Annotated in this window: 16 protein-coding genes; 10 read left to right on the top strand and 6 right to left on the bottom strand. The window is 41.6% G+C overall.

Going from position 1 to position 20681, the window contains the following annotated elements:
- Window positions 1-44: 44 nt before the first annotated feature.
- From GSQ84_RS26785 to GSQ84_RS26760, 6 genes are all read left to right on the top strand, one after another.
- Window positions 45-1241, top strand: a complete 1197-nt coding sequence (locus GSQ84_RS26785; protein WP_158800468.1) for a DUF4249 domain-containing protein — start codon at window positions 45-47, stop codon at window positions 1239-1241.
- Window positions 1242-1281: 40 nt separating this feature from the next.
- Entirely contained in the window at window positions 1282-2454 is a 1173-nt protein-coding gene (locus GSQ84_RS26780) for a DUF4249 domain-containing protein (protein WP_158800467.1), read from the top strand.
- Between the two features lie 55 nt (window positions 2455-2509).
- A complete protein-coding gene (locus GSQ84_RS26775; protein WP_216849052.1) occupies window positions 2510-4879 on the top strand; it encodes a hypothetical protein in 2370 nt (789 codons plus the stop codon).
- A 107-nt stretch (window positions 4880-4986) separates the two neighbouring features.
- Window positions 4987-7275, top strand: a complete 2289-nt coding sequence (locus GSQ84_RS26770; protein ID WP_158800465.1) for a GH92 family glycosyl hydrolase — start codon at window positions 4987-4989, stop codon at window positions 7273-7275.
- 402 nt (window positions 7276-7677) lie between these two features.
- Complete coding sequence (locus GSQ84_RS26765) at window positions 7678-9768, top strand: family 43 glycosylhydrolase (RefSeq protein WP_254071000.1); 2091 nt, start codon at window positions 7678-7680, stop codon at window positions 9766-9768.
- Complete coding sequence (locus GSQ84_RS26760; RefSeq protein ID WP_158800463.1) at window positions 9765-11135, top strand: glycoside hydrolase family 27 protein; 1371 nt, start codon at window positions 9765-9767, stop codon at window positions 11133-11135. The genes GSQ84_RS26765 and GSQ84_RS26760 overlap by 4 nt, the downstream gene beginning before the upstream one ends.
- Window positions 11136-11324: 189 nt before the next feature.
- On the opposite strand, the gene GSQ84_RS26755 is transcribed toward GSQ84_RS26760, so the two are convergent.
- Together GSQ84_RS26755 and GSQ84_RS26750 are read right to left on the bottom strand one after the other, a co-directional pair.
- Window positions 11325-12503 (bottom strand): zinc-binding alcohol dehydrogenase family protein, encoded by a 1179-nt coding sequence (locus GSQ84_RS26755; protein WP_158800462.1) that lies wholly within the window; start codon window positions 12501-12503, stop codon window positions 11325-11327.
- A gap of 254 nt (window positions 12504-12757) precedes the next feature.
- The gene (locus tag GSQ84_RS26750) at window positions 12758-13324 is read right to left on the bottom strand and encodes a Crp/Fnr family transcriptional regulator (protein WP_158800461.1); all 567 of its coding nucleotides are present in this window, start codon (window positions 13322-13324) and stop codon (window positions 12758-12760) included.
- 282 nt (window positions 13325-13606) lie between these two features.
- Between GSQ84_RS26750 and GSQ84_RS26745 the strand changes: the two genes are divergently transcribed.
- The 4 genes from GSQ84_RS26745 to GSQ84_RS26730 all read left to right on the top strand — a co-directional run bounded on the left by GSQ84_RS26745 (window position 13607) and on the right by GSQ84_RS26730 (window position 17411).
- Window positions 13607-14962, top strand: a complete 1356-nt coding sequence (locus GSQ84_RS26745) for a Gfo/Idh/MocA family protein (RefSeq protein WP_158800460.1) — start codon at window positions 13607-13609, stop codon at window positions 14960-14962.
- Window positions 14963-14967: 5 nt separating this feature from the next.
- A complete protein-coding gene (locus GSQ84_RS26740; RefSeq protein WP_158800459.1) occupies window positions 14968-16008 on the top strand; it encodes a PmoA family protein in 1041 nt (346 codons plus the stop codon).
- Window positions 16009-16033: 25 nt separating this feature from the next.
- Window positions 16034-16783, top strand: coding sequence for a DUF1080 domain-containing protein (locus GSQ84_RS26735; RefSeq protein ID WP_158800458.1), 750 nt, complete (start codon window positions 16034-16036; stop codon window positions 16781-16783).
- A 61-nt stretch (window positions 16784-16844) separates the two neighbouring features.
- The gene (locus tag GSQ84_RS26730; RefSeq protein WP_158800457.1) at window positions 16845-17411 is read left to right on the top strand and encodes a Crp/Fnr family transcriptional regulator; all 567 of its coding nucleotides are present in this window, start codon (window positions 16845-16847) and stop codon (window positions 17409-17411) included.
- Window positions 17412-17414: 3 nt separating this feature from the next.
- Here the strand turns inward: GSQ84_RS26730 and GSQ84_RS26725 are convergent, their stop codons facing one another.
- The 4 genes from GSQ84_RS26725 to GSQ84_RS26710 all read right to left on the bottom strand — a co-directional run bounded on the left by GSQ84_RS26725 (window position 17415) and on the right by GSQ84_RS26710 (window position 20366).
- The gene (locus GSQ84_RS26725) at window positions 17415-17663 is read right to left on the bottom strand and encodes a DUF2798 domain-containing protein (RefSeq protein WP_158800456.1); all 249 of its coding nucleotides are present in this window, start codon (window positions 17661-17663) and stop codon (window positions 17415-17417) included.
- Window positions 17664-17731: 68 nt separating this feature from the next.
- Window positions 17732-18568 (bottom strand): transporter, encoded by an 837-nt coding sequence (locus tag GSQ84_RS26720; RefSeq protein ID WP_158800455.1) that lies wholly within the window; start codon window positions 18566-18568, stop codon window positions 17732-17734.
- Between the two features lie 94 nt (window positions 18569-18662).
- Window positions 18663-19688 (bottom strand): zinc-binding alcohol dehydrogenase family protein, encoded by a 1026-nt coding sequence (locus GSQ84_RS26715; protein WP_254071005.1) that lies wholly within the window; start codon window positions 19686-19688, stop codon window positions 18663-18665.
- A gap of 285 nt (window positions 19689-19973) precedes the next feature.
- Window positions 19974-20366, bottom strand: coding sequence for a nuclear transport factor 2 family protein (locus tag GSQ84_RS26710; protein WP_158800454.1), 393 nt, complete (start codon window positions 20364-20366; stop codon window positions 19974-19976).
- Between the last annotated feature and the right edge of the window lie 315 nt (window positions 20367-20681).

Below are 20681 nucleotides of genomic sequence, written 5' to 3'. Positions count from 1 at the left end.
GAAATGAATGGGCAGAAAATTGAATTGTTTATAGGATAATGTTTATGATGAAATATTTAAAAATAGCTGCTTTTTGTCTTTTGCCCGCTGGTATACTCAGCTGTAAAAAGCCATATGCTCCTCCTGCTGTTACCTCAACTAATAGTTATCTGGTAGTAGAGGGGGTAATTAATATTGGAGCAGATTCTACGATAATTCAACTGAGCCGTACCGTTAACATTTCTGCTGTGGTCACTAAAAATCAGGTGGCAGGAGCAGCAATTACTGTAGAAAGTGACCAGAATGATATTTACCCTTTAAACGAGATCAGGAGGGGATATTATGGCGTGGTGGGCTTAAATCTCAATACCGCTAAAAAGTATCATTTGAGAATCAAAACTGCTGATAACCAGGAATACCTTTCAGATTTTGTAAGCGCACAGGTTACCCCGCCAATTGATAGTATTGGTTCTACTGCAACAAGTGCTGGCCTGCAATTGTATACCAATACGCATGACCCAAATAACAATACGCATTACTACCGCTGGGAATATAATGAGACCTGGCAGTTCCATGCAAAGTATATGTCGAATTATGTGACTAACGGAACTGAGATTGTACCAAGGTCTGCGGATCAATCTGTGTATTCATGTTTTGCAAATGATACCTCAAGTACGATACTTTTGGGTTCATCTGCTAAACTGACACAGGACGTAATCAGTCAGGCCCCAATTGTATTTATTCCTTCAACTGCTGAGAAAATTGAAACCAAATATAGTATCCTGCTACGGCAGTACGCGCTCAGCAGTGATGCTTATAATTTCTGGGTAAATCTGAAAAAAAACACAGAACAGTTGGGTAGTATATTTGATGCCCAGCCCTCAAATATTAATGGAAACATACGTAATATATCCAATTCATCAGAAGTAGTAATTGGTTATATCAGCGCTTGCCTGGTTCAAACTAAAAGGATCTTTATTTCCAATAGTCAATTGCCAGTTTCATGGAAAACCGTTTATCCCTATGACTGTCTGGTAGATACAACTTATTTTACAGCCCCGGGTACAGCAGGTAAAAGCAATCCAACAGGGTTTAATCAGGTAGCAGCTTTTTTAATTCCTTTAGGCAGCACGCAAATACCAATAGATCCATTTAAAATCATAACAGGACAGAGTGCAGGGACAGGATATTTATCCTCAGGCAGAGAGTGTGCAGATTGTACAACCAGAGGTGTTAAACCTCAGCCTGCTTTTTGGAAATGAGCCATTTGAAGAAAATAAAATCTGATGCGAAATGTTTAAAATGAAATACTTGCAAATAATTGTTTTTGGTCTTTTACTTGGCAGCTTTTTCAGTTGTAAAAAGCCTTATACTCCTGCTGCGGTTACCTCAACTAACAGCTATTTGGTGGTAGAAGGGGTAATTAATATCGGAGCGGATTCTACGATCATTAAATTGAGCCGTACGGTTAATGTATCTGCTGTGGTCACTAAAAATCCGTTGGCCGGCGCTGCTATAACTGTGGAAAGCGATAAAAATGATATTTATACTTTAAATGAGATCAGAAGGGGATATTATACAGTAGTGGGTTTAAATCTCAATATAACTAAAAAATATCATTTGAGAATTAAAACGGCTGACAATCAGGAGTATATTTCAGATTTTGTTAGTGCACAGATTACCCCGCCAATTGATAGTATTGGGTCCATTGCCACAGGTAATGGTCTGCAATTATATACCAATACACACGACCCGAATAACAATACCCATTATTACCGCTGGGAATATACTGAAACATGGCAGTTCCATTCAAAATACTTGTCCTTATATATGTCTGATGGTAAAGAAATTATCCCGCGTCCTGCAGACAAACAAGTATATGATTGCTTCAATACTGATACTTCAAGTACTATACTTTTAGGGTCATCAGCCAAATTAACCCAGGATGTGATCAATCAGGCACCCATTATATTTATTCCGTCTACGGCCGAAAAATTGGAAACAAAATATAGTATCATGCTAAGACAATATGCATTAAGCAGCGATGCCTATAATTTCTGGGTAAACCTAAAAAAGAATACCGAACAGCTGGGGAGTATATTTGATGCACAACCCTCTAATATCAACGGGAATATACATAATGTGGCCAATGCATCAGAAATAGTGATTGGATATATCAGTGCCTCTCAGGTTCAAACCAAAAGGGTTTTTATTGCTAACAGTCAGCTGCCTTCTAACTGGAAAACAGTTTATCCATATGATTGTGAGCAGGACACAACCTATTATGCAAGTCCTGGGTCTGGTTATCCGGCAGTTGCAAATAATTTAATTCCTTTACCAACTTTAAATATACCAATAGTTCCATTTGTTGTGGAAAAGGGCCCAAGTGCTGGAAGCGGATTTATTGCTTCAAGTAATGAATGTGTGGATTGCACCATCAGAGGTACTAAAACTCAGCCTGCTTATTGGAAATAGCCGGCTGCTGAATGAATAAATAGTAAACTATAATTGAATTAAATGATTTTTGGTCATGAGAAAAATAATGGCATACATTAAGCTCACACTGTTAACTTTCGCTTTTTCATTGCTCTTATTAAGCGCAAAGGCCCAGGTTATACAACAGGTACAGGCTGGTTTTAGTACTTATAACCATCGTACCATCGAGGAAAAAATATTTGTTCATACGGATAAGGATAAATATCTGCCAGGTGAAGTTTTATGGTTTAAAGCTTACGCCGTGGATGAAAATGATCATAAACCGCTTAACCTAAGTAAAGTATTGTATGTCGATATTTTAGATGAGCACCAAAATGCTGTAATACAAACAAAGGTGAGCCTCAAAAATGGTATGGGCAGCGGGTCTGTGTATATCCCTGTTACGGTTATAAACGGTAATTATCAGTTCAGGGCTTATACCAACTGGATGAAAAACTTTAGCCCTGATGCCTATTTTGTAAAAAAGATTACACTGATCAATCCATTAAAAAGTCCGGATGCCCCGGTTAAAGAAAGTACAGCTGCTTTTCATATCCAGTTTTTTCCCGAAGGCGGTAATTTAGTTAATGGGATAACCAGTAAAGTAGCTTTTAAAGCTACGGGGCAGAACGGAAGCGGAGTGGCGGTAACGGGTGCCATTGTTAATCAGCGAAATGATACTGTAGCACGTTTTAATGCTCTTAGGTTTGGAATGGGCAGTTTTATTTTTACCCCTGCTCCAAATACTGTTTATAAGGCTGTTGTCAGAATGGGTAGTACTAAAATTATTCAGGACTTACCGGAAGTTAGCCAGCAGGGTTATGTCATGAAATTAGAAGACAATGGATCCGGACAGCTGAACGTAACAGTAACCAGCGCAGGTAATAAGGAGGGCAATGTTTACCTTTTTGCCCATACCAGGCAGGCAATAAAGGCTGCCCGGAGTGAGACGCTGGTGAACGGAATGGCTCATTTTACAATCAGTAAAAATTCACTTGGCGAAGGGATTTCACAATTTACTGTTTTTGATGAGGCAAAACAGCCTGTTTGTGAAAGGTTATACTTTAAAAAACCAGTACAGCAATTGCTGATTGCGGCCAATACCGATCAGCAGGAATATAACCTGCGAAAGAAAGTAAATGTAAGGGTGATGGCAAAAGATCTGGCAGGAAAGGCGGCTGATGCTGAACTATCTATGGCGGTTTATCGTGTTGACTCTCTGCAAAGTTTAGATCCGGGGAATATATTCAATTATTTATGGTTAAGCTCAGAACTGAAAGGCATTGTAGAATCTCCTGAATATTATTTCAAAAACTCAGGTGCCGATGTTAATGAAGCTCTGGATAATCTAATGCTTACCCAGGGATGGAGAAGGTTTAATTGGGCCAATATTCTGGCAAATAAGCCCGTATCGTTTACCTATTTACCTGAATATACCGGGCATCTGATTACGGCGAAAATAGTTAATATAGTGACGAACCTCCCGGCTAAAAATATACTTACCTATTTGGGGGTTCCGGGGAAAAGGGTACAGTTATATACTTCAAAAAGTGATTCATCAGGTAATTTGTTATACAATACGAGAGACTTTTACGGGCCGAATGAAATTATTGTCCAGACAAATTCATTGATTGACAGTACCTATCGGATTGAGGTTTTATCACCATTTTCTGATCAGCATTCCTCTGCCGAACTGCCTAAGTTTAGTATTTCTCAGGGGCAGCTAACCGCAATTCAGGAACATAGCCTGGGCGTGCAGGTGATGAATATTTATTCAGGTAACCACATACGGAAGTTTTCTGACCAGGTAGTTGACAGCACTGCTTTTTATGGTAAACCTTCCAGCGTTTACAAGCTGGACGATTTTACAAGATTTACAACCATGGAAGAGGATTTGCGTGAATATGTTAAAGAAGATAATATTGTAAAGACGAAAGGTAAATTTCATATCAAAGTACTTTCAGGTGTTGGGTTTTTATTTGGTGATCCGCTGGTCTTGCTTGACGGTATTCCTGTTTTTAGCATGGATAAGGTCATGACTGTTGACCCGCTGAAAGTTAAAAAGCTGGAAGTGATGCCATTTTCATACTATTATGGGCCGTCTGCAGAACAGGGGGTGTTTAGTTTTACGACTTATAAAGGCGATTTGGGCGGTGTGGAACTCGACCCGCATGCGGTTGTGCTTGATTATGAAGGACTACAGTTAAACAGGGAATTTTATTCGCCTGTATACGATACGGCAGCGCAAGCCGCAAGTCGTATACCCGACTTCAGAAATTTATTGTACTGGAGCCCTGAGATAAACACAGAGGATGCAGTTTCATTTTACACTTCCGACAGGGCAGGGAAATATGTGGGCGTAATACAGGGAATTACTGCAAATGGAGATGCAGGAAGCGAATATTTTACTTTTGAAGTGAGATAAAACAAAGGTTAGCTGTAACATAATACTATCAAACTTGAAAATATCTTAAAAGAAGATATATCTTGCCTGTCGTAATCTATCAAGCTTAATTATTTTACAGATCAACCATGTTAAAAAAAAGTCACCTGTTATTTTTACCCGCATTTTTATCCGGCCTTCTGGCCTGTGGACAGGATAAACCCCTAACCACTTATGTGAATCCTTTTATAGGAACCGGAACCATTAATCAATCCAGTTTATCGGGCAGTAATTTTCCCGGTGCTACAGCACCATTCGGACTGGTACAGGTGAGCCCGGATACCCAGGTAGATCCCGATTCACCGGCCTCAGGTTACAATTACAATGACCATACCATCGTAGGTTTTACCCATACCCATTTAAGTGGCACTGGAATTTCTGATCTGTTTGATATTCTTTTTATACCTACTACAGGAACCATCAAAACTGTTCCCGGAGACGTGAAAAAACCGGGAAGCGGATACAGCTCCCGTTATGATCATCAGCATGAATCTGCCAAACCGGGTTATTACCAGGTTAAACTGCTGGATTATGATACTAATGTAGAATTGACTGCTACAGAACATGCAGGTTTTCATCGGTATACTTATCCCGCCAATACGCCAGGTCATGTAATTATTGACCTGAACCACTCCATGAGTAAAACGAATTACTGGAAGAGTAAGATACTGGATGCGCAGATACGTATGGTTAACGATCACACGATTGAAGGATACCGTATCATCACCGGATGGGCAAGTATGAGAAAGATATATTTTACTGCCGAGTTCTCAAAAGCTATTGTATCGACCAAAATGACCACTGAACAAGGTGAGTATGAGAATGCCGATATGGTAGATGGAAAAAACCTGAAGGCCGCACTTAACTTTGATACCAGTGCCGGGAACCAGCTTCTGGTTAAAATTGGCTTGTCGGCCGTTAGTGTTGAAAATGCAAGGTTAAACTTGAAAACGGAAATTCCTGATTGGGATTTCGATCATATCGTAAAAGAAACAAACAGTAAATGGGAAAAGGAACTGTCGTCTATTTCTGTGGCGGGCACCCAGGTGCAAAAGGAGATCTTTTATACCGGGATGTACCACGCTTTTACACAGCCTAACAATATGGCCGATGTAAATGGCGATTACCTGGCTACCGATTATACAGTGCACAATTCACCTGATAAAACGCACTATTCTACTTTTTCATTGTGGGATACTTACCGTGCAGCCCATCCATTATATACGCTGATCCAGCCAGATCGTTCCATCAAGTTTATCAATAGCATGCTTGCGCAATACGACACCTATGGTTTCCTCCCTATCTGGCAGCTTTGGGGCGTAGAAGATTATTGTATGATCGGTAATCATGCTATTCCCGTAATTGTTGATGCAGCCCTGAAGGGAATGAAAGGGTTCGACCTGCAAAAAGCTTATGAGGCAGTGAAAGTTTCTTCCACACGTAACCACCTGAACTCTCCTTTCGATATCTGGGAGAAATATCAATATATTCCAGAAAACCTGGAGTCGCAATCTGTTTCTGTTACCCTTGAAACTTCTTACGACGATTGGTGTGTAGCCCAGCTGGCAAAGAAATTGGGTAAAACTGAGGATTATAACCATTTTATGAAAAGAGCGATGTTCTATAAAAATGTGTATGATCAAAAGACCGGTTTCTTTAGAGGGAAAGATGATAAAGGAAACTGGATTGCACCTTTTGATCCGCTCACCTATGGCGCGAATGGCAACAGCCCTTATACTGAAGGAAACGCCTGGCAATATCTGTGGTATGTACCGCAGGATGTTCAGGGTATGATTTCCATGATGGGTGGTGACCTTAAATTTACAGCGAAACTGGATAAGTTCTTCACGCTAAAAGATGCTCCCGGTGCCGTTAATGAAAACTCTTCCGGTTTTATTGGTCAGTATGCACATGGTAACGAACCCAGTCACCATACCGCCTATTTGTATGATTACGCTGGCCAGCCCTGGAAAACACAGGCTTATGTAACACAGGTGATGAATGAGCTGTATAATAATTCCTTCTCGGGATACTCGGGAAATGACGATTGCGGACAAATGAGTGCCTGGTATATTTTTAGTTCAATGGGTTTTTATCCTGTGAATCCTGCCAGTGGAATTTATGCGATCGGTTCTCCTTTATTATCAAAAGCTGTTATTCACCTGGAAAATAATAAGACATTTACAATGACCGCTAAAAATGCCGGGAAAGCAAATCTATATATACAATCCGTAAAACTGAACGGAAAGAGTTATAACAAAACTTATATCACACATAGCGATATTTTAAACGGTGGTGAGCTTGAATTTACGATGGGCCCTCAACCTAATAAAAAATGGGGGACAGCTGTAACATCAAGGCCGCCAGACTCTCTATAATCAATATCCTGCTGCTGAAGATTGCTATCAGCAGCAGGATATTTTTCTTTTAGACTACCTATATTTTCCTCTATCTCTTTTATTCATTTCAGTGCGTAATAGTATCTGATGTGTAACCAATATGGCTTATGGTAACTCTCCATTGCCATAACCTTCAATCGAAGGGCTGAATCATGTTCTTAATTAAATGTCACATTGACAATAAAAATTCAGATAAAATAATAACTTAGGATAATTATTGAATTTCACATCAGACATTGCTTTTTGAGTGATATGGAGTTGATTTTTTAAAAAATTACTGCTAAATAAAGAGATCGATTTATGTGCAAACAAGGATGCTTAAAGGTTTTTATTTGTTTCCTCATCAGTATATGTTCCTTTAACCTTGTTATGGGGCAGGGAATGAAGAACCCGCAGACTGATCAATATTCAGCTTACCTGTTTACTTATTTTACTTCTGGAAAAGGGGGTGAAGCTATTCGCTTTGCGTTGAGTAATGATGGTTATCATTACAGGGCGTTAAATGATAATCGGCCGGTTTTAGATCCTTCAACAGGCAGTACTACTGGTGGTGTAAGAGACCCGCATATCTTGCGTGGTACGGGCGACAAAACTTTTTATATGGTAGCTACTGATATGAACACCGAAAAATACGGATGGGGGCCAGATTCTGCTATGGTATTAATGAAATCAAAGGATCTTGTTCACTGGGTTTCACATGCTGTTGTTATCCCTGCTCTGTTTAAAGAGTTTACTGGTGTAAACAGGGTATGGGCACCACAAACCATTTACGATCCTCAGCAAAAAAAATATATGATCTATTGGTCCATGCGTAAAGGGACAGAACCGGATAAGATTTATTATGCCTACGCCAATAAAGATTTTTCGGGATTGGAAACTACGCCTAAACAGCTCTTCTATAAACCAGATCATGGCTCTTGTATAGATGGGGATATTGTTTATAAAGACGGTAAATATCATTTATTTTTCAAAACAGAAGGTTCGGGATTGGGGATCAAAATAGCGGTGTCTGATCAGCTAACCAAAGGTTATGTGCTGATCGATAGATATGTACAGCAAACCGAATCGCCTGTAGAAGGATCGGGTACTTTTAAATTGAACAACAGTGATAGTTATATCTTAATGTACGACCGTTATACGGAAGGTAAGTATCAGTTTACGAGAAGCAAAGACCTGGAACATTTTACTGCAATTGACGATGAGGTAACTATGAATTTTCATCCAAGGCATGGTACGGTAATGCCCATCACAGCTCAGGAAGCTGCAGCACTGACTGCCCAATGGATGAGTACTGATGAGGTGCTCTTATCTGCACAGTCGAAACAGGTTAAAAAAATCAATATCGTTTTAGATTCCGCAAGTAATAAGCTCGTTTTACCTGTATTGCCAGGAACTAAGCTAAATGCTTTTGATCCGGGTTTTGCCATTTTTCCCGGTATAAAAGTTATCCCTTCCGGGGTGCAGGATTTCAGCAGGGGGCCGATAAAATATACGGTAACCATCAAGGGTCAAAAAACACAAACTTATGAGGTGACTGCAGCGGAAAATCATAATCCGGTGATTGAAGGTTATTATGCAGATCCTGAAATCTTATATGCGCAAAAGACCGGGAAGTTTTATCTGTATCCTACGAGTGATGGATTTGATCACTGGTCGGGTAATTATTTTAAAGCATTTTCTTCTACCGACCTGGTGAGCTGGAAGGATGAAGGCGTAATACTTGATCTGCCCAAAGATGTGAGCTGGGCAAAGAAAAATGCCTGGGCACCCTGTATCATAGAGAAAAAGGTTAACGGTAGTTATCAATATTTTTATTATTTCGCTGCGGGTCAGAAAATAGGGGTAGCTACGTCAAATGATCCTGCCGGCCCATTTGTTGATTCGGGCAAAGCCCTGCTGGATAGTTTGCCTGCGGGCGTTAAGGGCGGACAGCAGATAGATGCTGATGTTTTTAGTGATCCTAAAACAGGGAAAAATTACCTGTACTGGGGAAATAGTTATATGGCCGGGGCAGAACTAAATGAGGATATGATTTCCTTAAAGCCAGGTACAACAAAACTGCTTACCCCTCATGATCATTACAATGAAGGCACCTATGTAATTTACAGAAAGGGTGTGTACTATTTCATGTGGTCGCAAAATGACACCAGAAGCCCGGATTATACAGTTCATTATGGAACCTCCGACTCACCGCTTGGTGTGATCAGTGTACCAAAAAATAATGTGGTGATCGCAAAAAATGTAAAGGCCGGTATTTATGGAACCGGGCATAATTCAGTTATCCAGCTTCCGGGTAAAGACGAATGGTATATTGTTTACCACCGGTTTAATTACCCTAAAGGTATTACTATGGGTGACGCCGCAGGTTATAACAGGGAGGTGTGCATAGATAAACTCGAATTTAATGAAGATGGAAGTATTAAAGAAGTTATACCTACCCATCAGGGAATTAAACCGGTAAAATCCTTATGAAACTAAAATCCATTTTAATCGCTATCGTCTTTTTGGGGTTGGTCAGTAAAGTAAATGCACAAAGCCAAACCCTGGCATTATCCCCGCCGATGGGCTGGAACAGCTATAATTGTTTCGGCTCGGCCGTGCATGAAGATGAAGTAAAGGCGAATGCGCTATATATGGCGAAAAACCTGAAACAACATGGCTGGCAATATGTGGTAGTTGATTTTTTATGGTCGTATGATAATCCTCCCGGCAGTAATATTGGTAACCCCTTTCAAAAAAATCTGCAGGATGGTTCTTTTGTTCCCTGGTTAACGATGGATAAATGGGGACGCCTGACGCCCCAGCCAACAAAATTCCCTTCAGCATTTGGCGGTAAAGGGTTTAAGCCGCTGGCTGATTATGTACATTCACTGGGTTTAAAGTTTGGTATCCACGTTATGCGCGGTATTCCCCGGCAAGCAGTTTGGGCAAAATCACCTGTATTGGGTACAAAGGGCATCACTGCTGATATGATTGCCGATACGACTTCTAAGTGTCCATGGATGAATCACATGTATGGATTAAATATGGAGCGTCCTGGTGCACAGGAATATTTAAATTCCTTACTGAAACTGTATGCTGAATGGGGAGTTGATTTTATTAAAGTGGACGACCTTTCAAGGCCCTATAGCGCCGCTGAGGTGGAGGGTTATCATAAGGCTATTCAATCATCCGGAAGGCCAATTGTGTTGAGTACATCGCCGGGTGCAACGCCGGTAGAAAAGGCAGTTCATTTAAAAATAAATGCTAACATGTGGCGTGTTGCCGATGACTTTTGGGACAACTGGAAGGAAATATTACAGATGTTCGATTATGCTAAACAATGGGAAGGTATTGGCGGGCCAGGTCACTGGCCGGATTGTGATATGATCCAGATTGGTAAGCTCTCCAAACGCGGGCCTGTAGGAGTGGAACGTTACAGCCGTTTTACTGTTGATGAAGAATATACCCACATGACTTTTTGGAGCATCTTTCGCTCACCGCTTATGCTCGGTGGAAATTTACCGGAGAATAGGGAGCAGGAGCTTAAGCTGTTTACCAACGATGAAGTATTAGCCGTTAATCAGCATGGAATAAATCCGAGGCAATTGTTTAAAACAGCCACTTCATTGGCCTGGTATTCTCAGGTGCCCAATAGTAAAGCTGTTTATGTTGCACTGTTTAATATAGGAGATCAGCAACAGGATGTTCAGGTAGATTTTGCTTTGCTTGGTTTTAATGGAAAAGTTGCTGTAAGGGATCTTTGGAAAAGTCAAAACGCAGGAGAGTTTGCTGGAAAATATCAAATACAGGTTAATAAGCATGGCGCTGTGTTATTGAAATTATCACCGGAAAATTAAAGTAAGGACAAGTTTTCCTTTTTTAATGCAGAATTTTTAGTTGGGATAACGTTTTGGCGGCCACTTGGGATTGTAACAAGGAAAGAATTGTTTGTTAATTTTACTAAGAAATAACGCTATTCCCTAAACTTTATTAGCCGCAGTATTTTCAATTTATCTCGAATACTGCAGCTTTGGAGGAAGTTGAAATTATGTCAGGTCGACTACAACTTTAGCAGCTGATACACCCCGTCTTTGAATTTCAAAAGCACCCTGGATGTCATGAAGAGAAGTGCCCACGATTTTAGGTTTGGGTGCTGCCTGGAAAGTGCCGGTAGAAAGGGCTTTACCGAGATAATCATGGAAAATATATTTCCCAATCTCGTTATCGACCATTGAACTGGAGTCGTAAAACTTGGCTGTGACTCCTTTAAGGCGCGACTTCAACCAGATTTTTATACTGGATGCCAGAATATTCGGGATAAGTTTCAAAATAACCGGAAACGTGATTCCTCTCCCCTCAGGAATAGTATCGAAGGAAACGGCCGAACTGACATTGGCGACAAACTTTCTGCCTTCACATTGCGCAAGCACATCTATGCAGGTCTCAGTCGAGCCGGCTCCGATTGAAAGGGCACCCGCTATATATTTGCCTTCAAGTGCCACAATCATATCATTAACAATTTCTTTACTATTGTAATCGAACACGATAGCTGCACCCAGCGATCGTACATAGTTAAAGTTTTTGGGTGATGCAGTGGTCACCACGCTGTAGCCTGCAGCCACCGCTAATTGGATCGCGTTGCAACCTACGCTGGTAGCTCCTCCCGAAATGACCACCCATTGGTTGAGCGGCTTCGTATCTATAGTTGGCAAGTTCAGGGCGAGCGCATCTTTTTGAAACAGGCCGCAAGCCGCAGTTGACAAGCCAAGGGGGATTACCGCTGCGTCGACGTAAGAAAGATGGTCGGGGAGGACTGTAGTGAGATGTGATAATACAATAGGATAGGTTTGAAATGCACCTTCTGCCGCCCGGTTCCGCTGCTTCACTGACCCGCCAGCCAGGGCCAGAACACGGTCGCCGACTTTTACATTGGTCACTCCCTTTCCTATAGCGACTACTTTTCCCGCCAGGTCAAAGCCGAGAACGAAGGGATATTTTATCCAGGGAAATAGTCGTTTCCCAAGATAGGGGATCATCCAGTCGATTGGGTTCACTGCAACCGCATGGTTCCTGACTAGAATTTCACCCGCTCCAGGTTTGGTAAAAGGAGCTTCCTTTACTTCTAGAAGTCCATGCTGTGCAAGCAACCATGCGGCTTCATTTTTCGGTACGGTGTCGTTATTTTTATTATCAGAGTGGTTTAATTGAGGTGTTTCAGCAGACATATTGAAAATTTAATAGCATTTACTTTTCAGAAAATTATCATTTATAATCATTTAGAAAGAGTTTAGACCTCTGGTTTCGATTCAATTTCTTCCAATCCGGCAATTCCCTGTCAAACTAATTCTGTTTGCAAAGCAACCCGATTTCCAGGAGTTACTGATGTGCAAAAACAAACGAGTATTCGGATATCAAATCTGATTTCATGCAGCAAAGTTATACCTCTGTTCATTGAAGCTGGTTACCAATTGGTAACAAATTATTTTGCAGGTTGCCGTCTAATCCGGCTTAAGGACTGCTTGGTTACGCCAATATAAGATGCGATATATTGCAGCGGCACACGATATGCAAAATCTTTATGTTGCAACAAAAATTCTTCATATCTTTTTTTGGAGTTACCTGTTTTATAATTGTTTTGAGGGTTACTTTTTTCTATCAAAGCCTCCTTGATCACTTTGTTTAGTATTTTACCTAAGGTTGGAAGCTGTTCAAGTAATTTGTCAAAATCGGTTAATTTGATTACTAATAACTGGCAAGGGGTAATTGCCTGGAAACTGTATGCTGAAGGTTGTTTTGTAAGGGCAGCCAGCGGACATAATCTATTCTCATTTAAAAAATAACTGGTGATATCTTTTGCCTTTTCATCCATATGATATATTCTCAAGATGCCTTCAGTGATAAAGGCAATGGAATTGGAAATTTTTCCTTGCTCTAAGAAGTGATCGCCGGTATTTAATGTTAAGGGCCTGAAATGCGAAACCACTTCAACGATCTCACTTAGGGGTAAACCTAAATCTTGTAGATATTTTTTTAGCGTGTCGCACATAGTCTGGTGAGCAAAATTAGTTAAAAACGATAAACCGTCATTATGTTAATATGGTTTTAGGCCATTACAAAAATCAGCAAATCTATCCATTCCATGATGCGTTTTAACAAATGAAACCAAATGTGCCTTGAGGCAATCCCTTAGTTAAAATTGCCGAAATTTCTAAGTAACGAAAATGCTGGATATTCACTGAAATGAAAAGTATTACCGATCTTTAAGAATAAGGCGCCTAAAGAAGGCGTAGACCAAATATCCTGTAAAAAATATCTAACCATTATAAAAATGGAGAATTCTCGTCGTAATTTCATCAGGCAGGCATCTATTGCCGGACTGACTGTAATGCTCCCAAAAACCAGCTGGAGCGCCAAAAGTTATAAACGTATTATTGGAGCCAACGACCGTGTAAGGGTAGGTGTTGTTGGTTTCTCAGACAGGCACCGTAATTCACACATGCCTAGTTTCATGAACCATTACAAAGAACTGAATTTCGAAATTGTTGCCGTTTCTGATATATGGAAGAGGCGACGGGAAGAAGGTGCTGCGATGTGGAAAGAAAAGATGCAGAATGATGTTAAGGCCTATCGTAACAACGAAGAAATGTACAGCACTAAAAGTATAGATGCTGTATTTATCAGTACAGCAGATTTTCAGCATGCTTCCCACACGATAGAGGCGGTAAGGGCGGGCTGTGATGCTTATGTCGAAAAGCCTTTTGCCGAAACCATGGAAGACAATAGAGCTGCGCTGAAGGCAGTCAGGGAATCAGAGAAAATTGTACAGATCGGTTCACAGCGCCGGAGTGGCAAAAATTACTACGCCGCCAATGAGTTTATTAAGTCTGGTAAGTTTGGCCCTATAACTATGGTAGAACTTACATGGAACGTAAATCAGCCCGGCCGCTGGCGCCGTCCCGAGTTGCTGAATGTACTAAAAGAGCAGGATACAGACTGGAAACGCTTTCTCATCAACCGCCCTTATGAGAAATTTGATCCCCGGATATATTTGGAATACCGCTTGTTCTGGCCATATTCATCCGGCTTGCCGGGCCAGTGGATGAGTCATCAGATTGATACCGTACACTGGTTTACAGGTTTAAAACACCCGCGAAGTGTGGTTGCCAACGGCGGGATTTACCAATGGAAAGATGGCCGTCGTAACTGGGATACTATTTTGGCTGCTTTTGATTACGGGCCGCTTGATGATCTGTCGCAGGGCTTTCAGGTAACATTTGGTTCACGGATGCATAATGGTGATGATCAGCCTTCCGAAATTTATTACTCCAATGGCGGCGAGCTGAACCTGATTACCAACAAAATATCGCCTAAAGGCGGTTTAACCGAGAAGATGGCGGCGCCTATGCATATGAATGCCAATTTACTGCCCGAAATAAGCCTCGACAATTCCGAACAGGTTGTGGCCTCGGCCAATACAGGCGGCGATCAGCTTACGTCTAATCACATACGTAACTGGATGGAATGTATACGCAGCCGCAAACAGCCAAATGCACCGGTTGAGGCGGGCTATAGCCATAGTATTGCTAACATCATGACCACCGCCGCTGCCCATACCGGCGCAAAAGCAACTTTTGACGAAAAAACTCAGGAGGTAATGGCTAATGGTAAGATTTTTAAATACTGATAACGATGGTCAAACTTAAACTATTGAGTTATGTGGCGTTAGCAGTTGCATTTTCTTCCGCCTCTTTAGCACAGGAGACTACAGTTAGTTTTAAAAAGTATGACAAACAGAAAAAGGTAGATGTACTGGTAGGGGGTAAACTGTTTACTTCGTTCCTGTTTCAGGATGCGCTGGAAAAGCCCGTGCTTTACCCGCTGATGACAGCCGGGGGCACGGTGGTTACCCGGGGTTTTCCACTCCAACCAAAACCGAACGATCCTGTAGATCACCCTCATCACATAGGCTTGTGGTTAAACTTTGAAAATTTGAACGGGCTGGATTTTTGGAATAATTCTTACGCGATAGCCGCAGATAAGAAAGCGCAATACGGATGGATCCGCACCGACAAGATTACTGATATGGAGGGTGGAACAAAGGGAGTATTAGCCTATCATGCTAATTGGACCAATCAGGCTAAGGAAGTTATATTGGAAGAGAACACCTATTTTGAGTTTAGCGGTACTAAAAACCAGCGTATAGTTGATCGGGTAACTACACTAAAGGCGGCTCAGGATGCTGTTTTTAAAGATGCAAAAGATGGTATGTTAGGTTTGCGGCTGGCGCATGAATTACAGATGCCCAGCACACAAGATGAGAAATTTACGGATAGTAAGGGCATTGTAACGATTGTAAAAGGAGGTGATGATAAAATACCTACAGGCAATTACCTTAGCAGCGAGGGTAAAACTGGTGATGCAGTTTGGGGTACCCGGGGTGTCTGGTGCAAGGTCTATGGTAAAATCGGTGCCGATTCGGTGAGCATTGCCATCATTGATCATCCGCTTAACCCAAATTATCCTACTTTTTGGCATGCTAGGGGCTACGGTCTGTTTGCAGCAAATCCTTTAGGCGAAAAGATATTTACAAATGGTGCTTCGGCTAAAAACCTAACTTTAAAAAAAGGTGAATCTGTTACCTTCAGCTATCGGGTGGTAATCAGTAACGGACCAGAAACGTTAAATCCGGCCCAACTGAATGCGATGGCGGCCAGTTTTGCCAAGAAATAAAACGATTATTTAAAATACAAATACTATGAATCTGAAAAAGCTATATCAACTATCAATCTTTGCTCTTGTTTTACTTGGTTTAAGTTTCACTGCAAATGCACAGCAAAATTCGCTGACGGCTAAAGAAAAAAAAGAGGGATGGAAATTACTGTTTGATGGCAGGACCAGCAAAGGCTGGCGCAGCGCCAATTCGGATAGTTTTCCAAAGCAGGCCAATGGCTGGGTAATAGCAGATGGTTTAATGACTATACAGGCCTCCGATGGGGCAGAGTCTAAAAATGTTGGTGATATTGTCACTGTTGGTCAGTATGGGGCATTTGAACTGAGTTTTGATTTTAAACTTACCAGGGGCGCTAATAGTGGTGTAAAATATTTTGTTACACTGAAGGAAAATTCGGGCGCATCTGCCATAGGGCTGGAATATCAGATATTAGACGATGAGGTGCATCCTGACGCTAAACTGGGGCGTGATGGCGACCGCACGCTGGCCTCACTATATGATCTGAAAACATCAAACAAGGCAGGAGCTGTAAAACCAGTTGGAGAGTGGAATACGGGTAAAGTGATCGTTTATCCCAATAACCATGTAGAACATTGGTTAAATGGAATAAAGGTATTGGAATATGAGCGCAAATCGCCTGAATACCGTAAACTGGTACAAATGAGTAAACACAAGGTTTGGAAAGACTATGGCGAAGCAGATAAAGGGCACATCCTGCTGCAGGACCATGGAAATAAAGTGAGCTTTCGTAATATAAAGATCAAAGAGCTTTAAGCTTATCGTGATTTCATTGTGCGTTTGAGATGCGTCAGAAATCACTATATTGCGTGATCTCATGGAAACCGATCTGAAAGATATTCTAAATGCACATTTTCCGGGAGTCATTGACCATTGGGAGGCATATCAAGGCTTCTTCAAAAAGGAAAAACTGGCGGCAAAGACATTGCTTTTAGCGGAAGGCGATGTGGCAAAAAGGATGTACTTTGTTGCCAGCGGAGCGTTACGTCTATTTTTTAACGACCTGGAAAAGGATGTTACCGTTCAGTTTTTCTTTGAAAATACCTTCGTTTGCTCCATGGAAAGCTTTTTAGAAAACAAGCCGAGCAGGCTTAATGTGGAAACCCTGGAAAAGGGTGTATACTACTCAGTAAGCAAAGAACATTACCTGATCCTGAAAGAAACGGTTCCGGCATTTAAAACGCATTTTGAATTGTTTATTCAGGGGCGTATGTTCCACTATTTAAATCTTTTGCTTGACTATATCCGGCAATCGCCCGAACAGCGGTACCGGATGCTGGTTCAGGAACATCCGGAAATTCTGCAGCGTGTGCCGCATTATTATATTGCATCTTATTTAGGCATTACGCCGGTGTCCTTCAGCCGGATCCGCGCACGCAAATAGCTACTACTTCTTGAACCTCTTTGTGCAAAGGGCAACCAGCGGTACGATCAGGTAGCCGGCCGGAATAGCAATGCAGCAGGAAAGTAAAAAATCGTTTAGCCAGAGCTTAAAAAAGCCCTTGCCTGTCCCGTGTTTGAAACACAATACACCGCCACTCATGATGGCTGTCATTAATATCGATATCGCAAGGATTTCTAACAGCTGTATATTCAGTTTTCTACTATATTTTGATGATTTATCGGTTGTTCTCATGTGTTCTTTAATAAAAAGGCGGCCAAATGAAAGATGTAAATGCCATGGCCGCCAGTTTTTATCTTAATTTATTTTAATTTATAAGCTAATACCAGGGTTGTCCGATAACCTTGTGTACGGTTCCGAACTGCGGTTTCCCACATGTTCTTAACCTCCAGAAACAGGCCAGTTGAAGTAACATAGCCCAAGCCAGGTCCGAGAGCGAACACTCGTTCGCGGGTATCTGGCAGCCCATAACTATTCTGATAGTATTGGCTGTCACCACCTTTGCTGTCCTGCGCGAATTGGCGGAGAAAATAACCGGCAAATTCCACCCGAAAGCGCGTTAGGAGTTCGTATTCAAGCGAATAGTTTGCATTGTAAAAAGCCCCTGCTTTCACGTCTGTGCCTATCTGCTCAAAATTATAATTCAGGTACTGCCGCATACTTATTGAAAAGTGTTTTGTCGGAGACAAAGTGAGCGTATAATGCGGAGAAATGGAATAGCCGTGCGCTCCCGGGTTGATCGCATATTTATTTTCCCAGCCACCGGTTGGCAGTGTCACATCCAATTCAAAACGATGGTCTAAGGGAATACCCGCGATTTTCCGGCTGAACCACTGGACAAATGGACCTGTGACAATGTCCCCCAGTGAATTAGGGTTAGCACCAACAGGCAATCCTGCGGGATCGTAGGCCGTTATTTTCACCAGGGGGACTAATACCGTCCATCCAAAGTTTCCTCCGGCTACCTTTAACGGGCTGATATAGATCAGCTGTGATAAGGATAGCAGCGTACTCAATTTTCCACTGGCTGCCAATTTGTTTCCTTCAGCATCCGCGGCCTGGTTGGCAGTGTAAGACTGGACAAATTGCTGAAAATACAGGCCCGTACCTGGAGGGCGACCATCTTGCAGATTGGACAACCCCAGGTTTGCGGCAGGTAATTTCGGGTCTTGGGCGCTGACCTCTTGAAATAATAAGACGAATATACAACAGGATAAAATTTGCCTGATCATCTTATTCCTGGATCTTTAAGATGAGTTTGTCTTTACTGCCGCTAAAGGTACGCCGGTAGGCATCATGAGCCTGTGCCATAGGAAGAATATGCTCTTCTTTAACCTCAAATGGTACCAGGCTGCCGTCAAGGAACCCGGATTTCAGTTCATCCAGGATGCCCGCACAATCCACTACATCCAATTCCTGCGTATCGATTCCTGCGAAATTATGCTGATGGCGGTAGAAGTAAAAAATGTTAAATGGAACATCTTTTTGTGCACGGTCGGCAATAAAGAGCTGCGTTCCTCCGTGTGCCATGCAACGATTGGCTACCTCAAAGCAGGGGCTGCCTACAGTATTGTATACGATATCAGCGCCATGACCACCTGTAATTTCCATGACGAGTTCCGCCACGCCAGATTCGCTACCGTTGATCACGACAACCGGTGAGCTGGAATGCCCAAGGTATCCGGTGCCTCCCTGTTCAACGCCGATCACTTTTGCACCAAGGCGGGTAGCGATCTGGGTAGCGGCTTGTCCAACTTTACCGTTCACGCCGAAAATAAGTACCCACTGTCCTCTTTTTGGAAATCCGGCCCTCCTTAGCCCTTCGTATGCGGTAACGAATGGTACGCCGATCCCTGCAGCTTCCGGCATGGTGATCGTTATTGGTTTTTCACTGACAGCGAGCAACGGAATTACCAGGTAGGCGGCGTGGCTGCCATTAACGCGGATGCCAAGTTCACCACCAGTTCCCCATACTTCTTTGCCCAATATTTCTTCAGGACCGTCTACGATGACGCCGGCGAAATCACGACCTGTGTAACGCGGCCAAATGGCACGTGGAAATTTGCCGAGCACAGCGGCAACGTCACTAGGGTTCACACCTGAGTAAAGTACTTTGACTACGCATTCATCTTTGCCGGCTACCGGTTGGCTGACACTTTCAATCTGCATTTCCAATGCGTTGATGTCAGCCGATTTGCTAATAACTTTTATAGCTTTCATATCTTTCTTTTTTACAAAAGTCCGGCTGCCGTCCTGCACGGGCAATAACAATTGTAAAGAAATCGCGGGCTTTATGGAGAATTTACAAAATGAAACTGAAAAGCCTTTTTGGGTTTTCGGTCGAAATATAACTTTGAAGTGTAAAAGTAAATTGTGGTATTTAATAGGAAAAGTTGATGGAGCAGGGGAGGAGCTCAATTAAATTGACCTGAAGATAATGAATCGATTTTGTCATCTCAGGTCTTGGTGCATTAAAAATAATATGGCCTATAATACTGATTAAAGTTTTACAGGCCATTGAATAAGGCATAATTAAGACAGATATTAGTGCCTTGAGCCTAAATCCCGATCTTTTTCATCGCCCTTTGTCATCCTGGTCAATTCATCGCAGGAAATTATTTTACCATCCTTAAAAGTAAATTCCGCAATCACCTGTCCCTCTACTGAGCGATCTTCTTTATTTAAGCCGCTAATCAGGTGATTGGAGAAGACAATATTATCTTCCTGAACCAATGTTTTAAATTCAGCAGAAACAGACTTCATACTGTCCTTCAGGACCCTGACGTGTTGTTTGAATTGTTCGAAATTAATTATTTTTCCATCTACCTGCTGAATATATTCAGTACTAAAATACCCGTCGATAGCAGCTTCATCAAATGTTGGATTTTCAAATATATCCTTAAACATCGTTCTAATCGTTTTTTTATAATTATTCATTTTTATTGTGTTTTTAACACCGCAAAACAACGGAAGATGGAATGATTAAAAAAGTTCGATAACTGGCGAAAATTGGACTATTCGTGGTAAAAATTTGTTGTCGTAATTGGGGAAAAAGGAATGATTTTTAAATTGTCCTGGTTTTTTTTGAGTGGTCACATCATTTTTTTTTAGATATCACATTCTTTCTTCTCTGTCCTGTTAAATCGATTATTCTTCGGTAATGTTACTAATATTGAAATTATTTATTATAACTATGATAAAAAATAATTTGATTTAATAATTTAATTTAATTAGAATTGATATTTATTAGTC

This window comes from Pedobacter sp. L105 (assembly GCF_009765875.1).
In the GTDB taxonomy this organism is placed as follows: domain Bacteria; phylum Bacteroidota; class Bacteroidia; order Sphingobacteriales; family Sphingobacteriaceae; genus Pedobacter.
Note: the sequence above shows the minus strand (reverse complement) of the source record. Positions and strands in the feature narration are given on the sequence as shown.

Coding starts and splice junctions, on each gene's coding strand:
- GSQ84_RS26785 (WP_158800468.1), top strand. CDS start 45: ATGATGAAATATTTAAAAATAGCTGCTTTTTGTCTTTTGCCCGCTGGT.
- GSQ84_RS26780 (WP_158800467.1), top strand. CDS start 1,282: ATGAAATACTTGCAAATAATTGTTTTTGGTCTTTTACTTGGCAGCTTT.
- GSQ84_RS26775 (WP_216849052.1), top strand. CDS start 2,510: ATGAGAAAAATAATGGCATACATTAAGCTCACACTGTTAACTTTCGCT.
- GSQ84_RS26770 (WP_158800465.1), top strand. CDS start 4,987: ATGTTAAAAAAAAGTCACCTGTTATTTTTACCCGCATTTTTATCCGGC.
- GSQ84_RS26765 (WP_254071000.1), top strand. CDS start 7,678: ATGAAGAACCCGCAGACTGATCAATATTCAGCTTACCTGTTTACTTAT.
- GSQ84_RS26760 (WP_158800463.1), top strand. CDS start 9,765: ATGAAACTAAAATCCATTTTAATCGCTATCGTCTTTTTGGGGTTGGTC.
- GSQ84_RS26755 (WP_158800462.1), bottom strand. CDS start 12,503: ATGTCTGCTGAAACACCTCAATTAAACCACTCTGATAATAAAAATAAC.
- GSQ84_RS26750 (WP_158800461.1), bottom strand. CDS start 13,324: ATGTGCGACACGCTAAAAAAATATCTACAAGATTTAGGTTTACCCCTA.
- GSQ84_RS26745 (WP_158800460.1), top strand. CDS start 13,607: ATGGAGAATTCTCGTCGTAATTTCATCAGGCAGGCATCTATTGCCGGA.
- GSQ84_RS26740 (WP_158800459.1), top strand. CDS start 14,968: ATGGTCAAACTTAAACTATTGAGTTATGTGGCGTTAGCAGTTGCATTT.
- GSQ84_RS26735 (WP_158800458.1), top strand. CDS start 16,034: ATGAATCTGAAAAAGCTATATCAACTATCAATCTTTGCTCTTGTTTTA.
- GSQ84_RS26730 (WP_158800457.1), top strand. CDS start 16,845: ATGGAAACCGATCTGAAAGATATTCTAAATGCACATTTTCCGGGAGTC.
- GSQ84_RS26725 (WP_158800456.1), bottom strand. CDS start 17,663: ATGAGAACAACCGATAAATCATCAAAATATAGTAGAAAACTGAATATA.
- GSQ84_RS26710 (WP_158800454.1), bottom strand. CDS start 20,366: ATGAATAATTATAAAAAAACGATTAGAACGATGTTTAAGGATATATTT.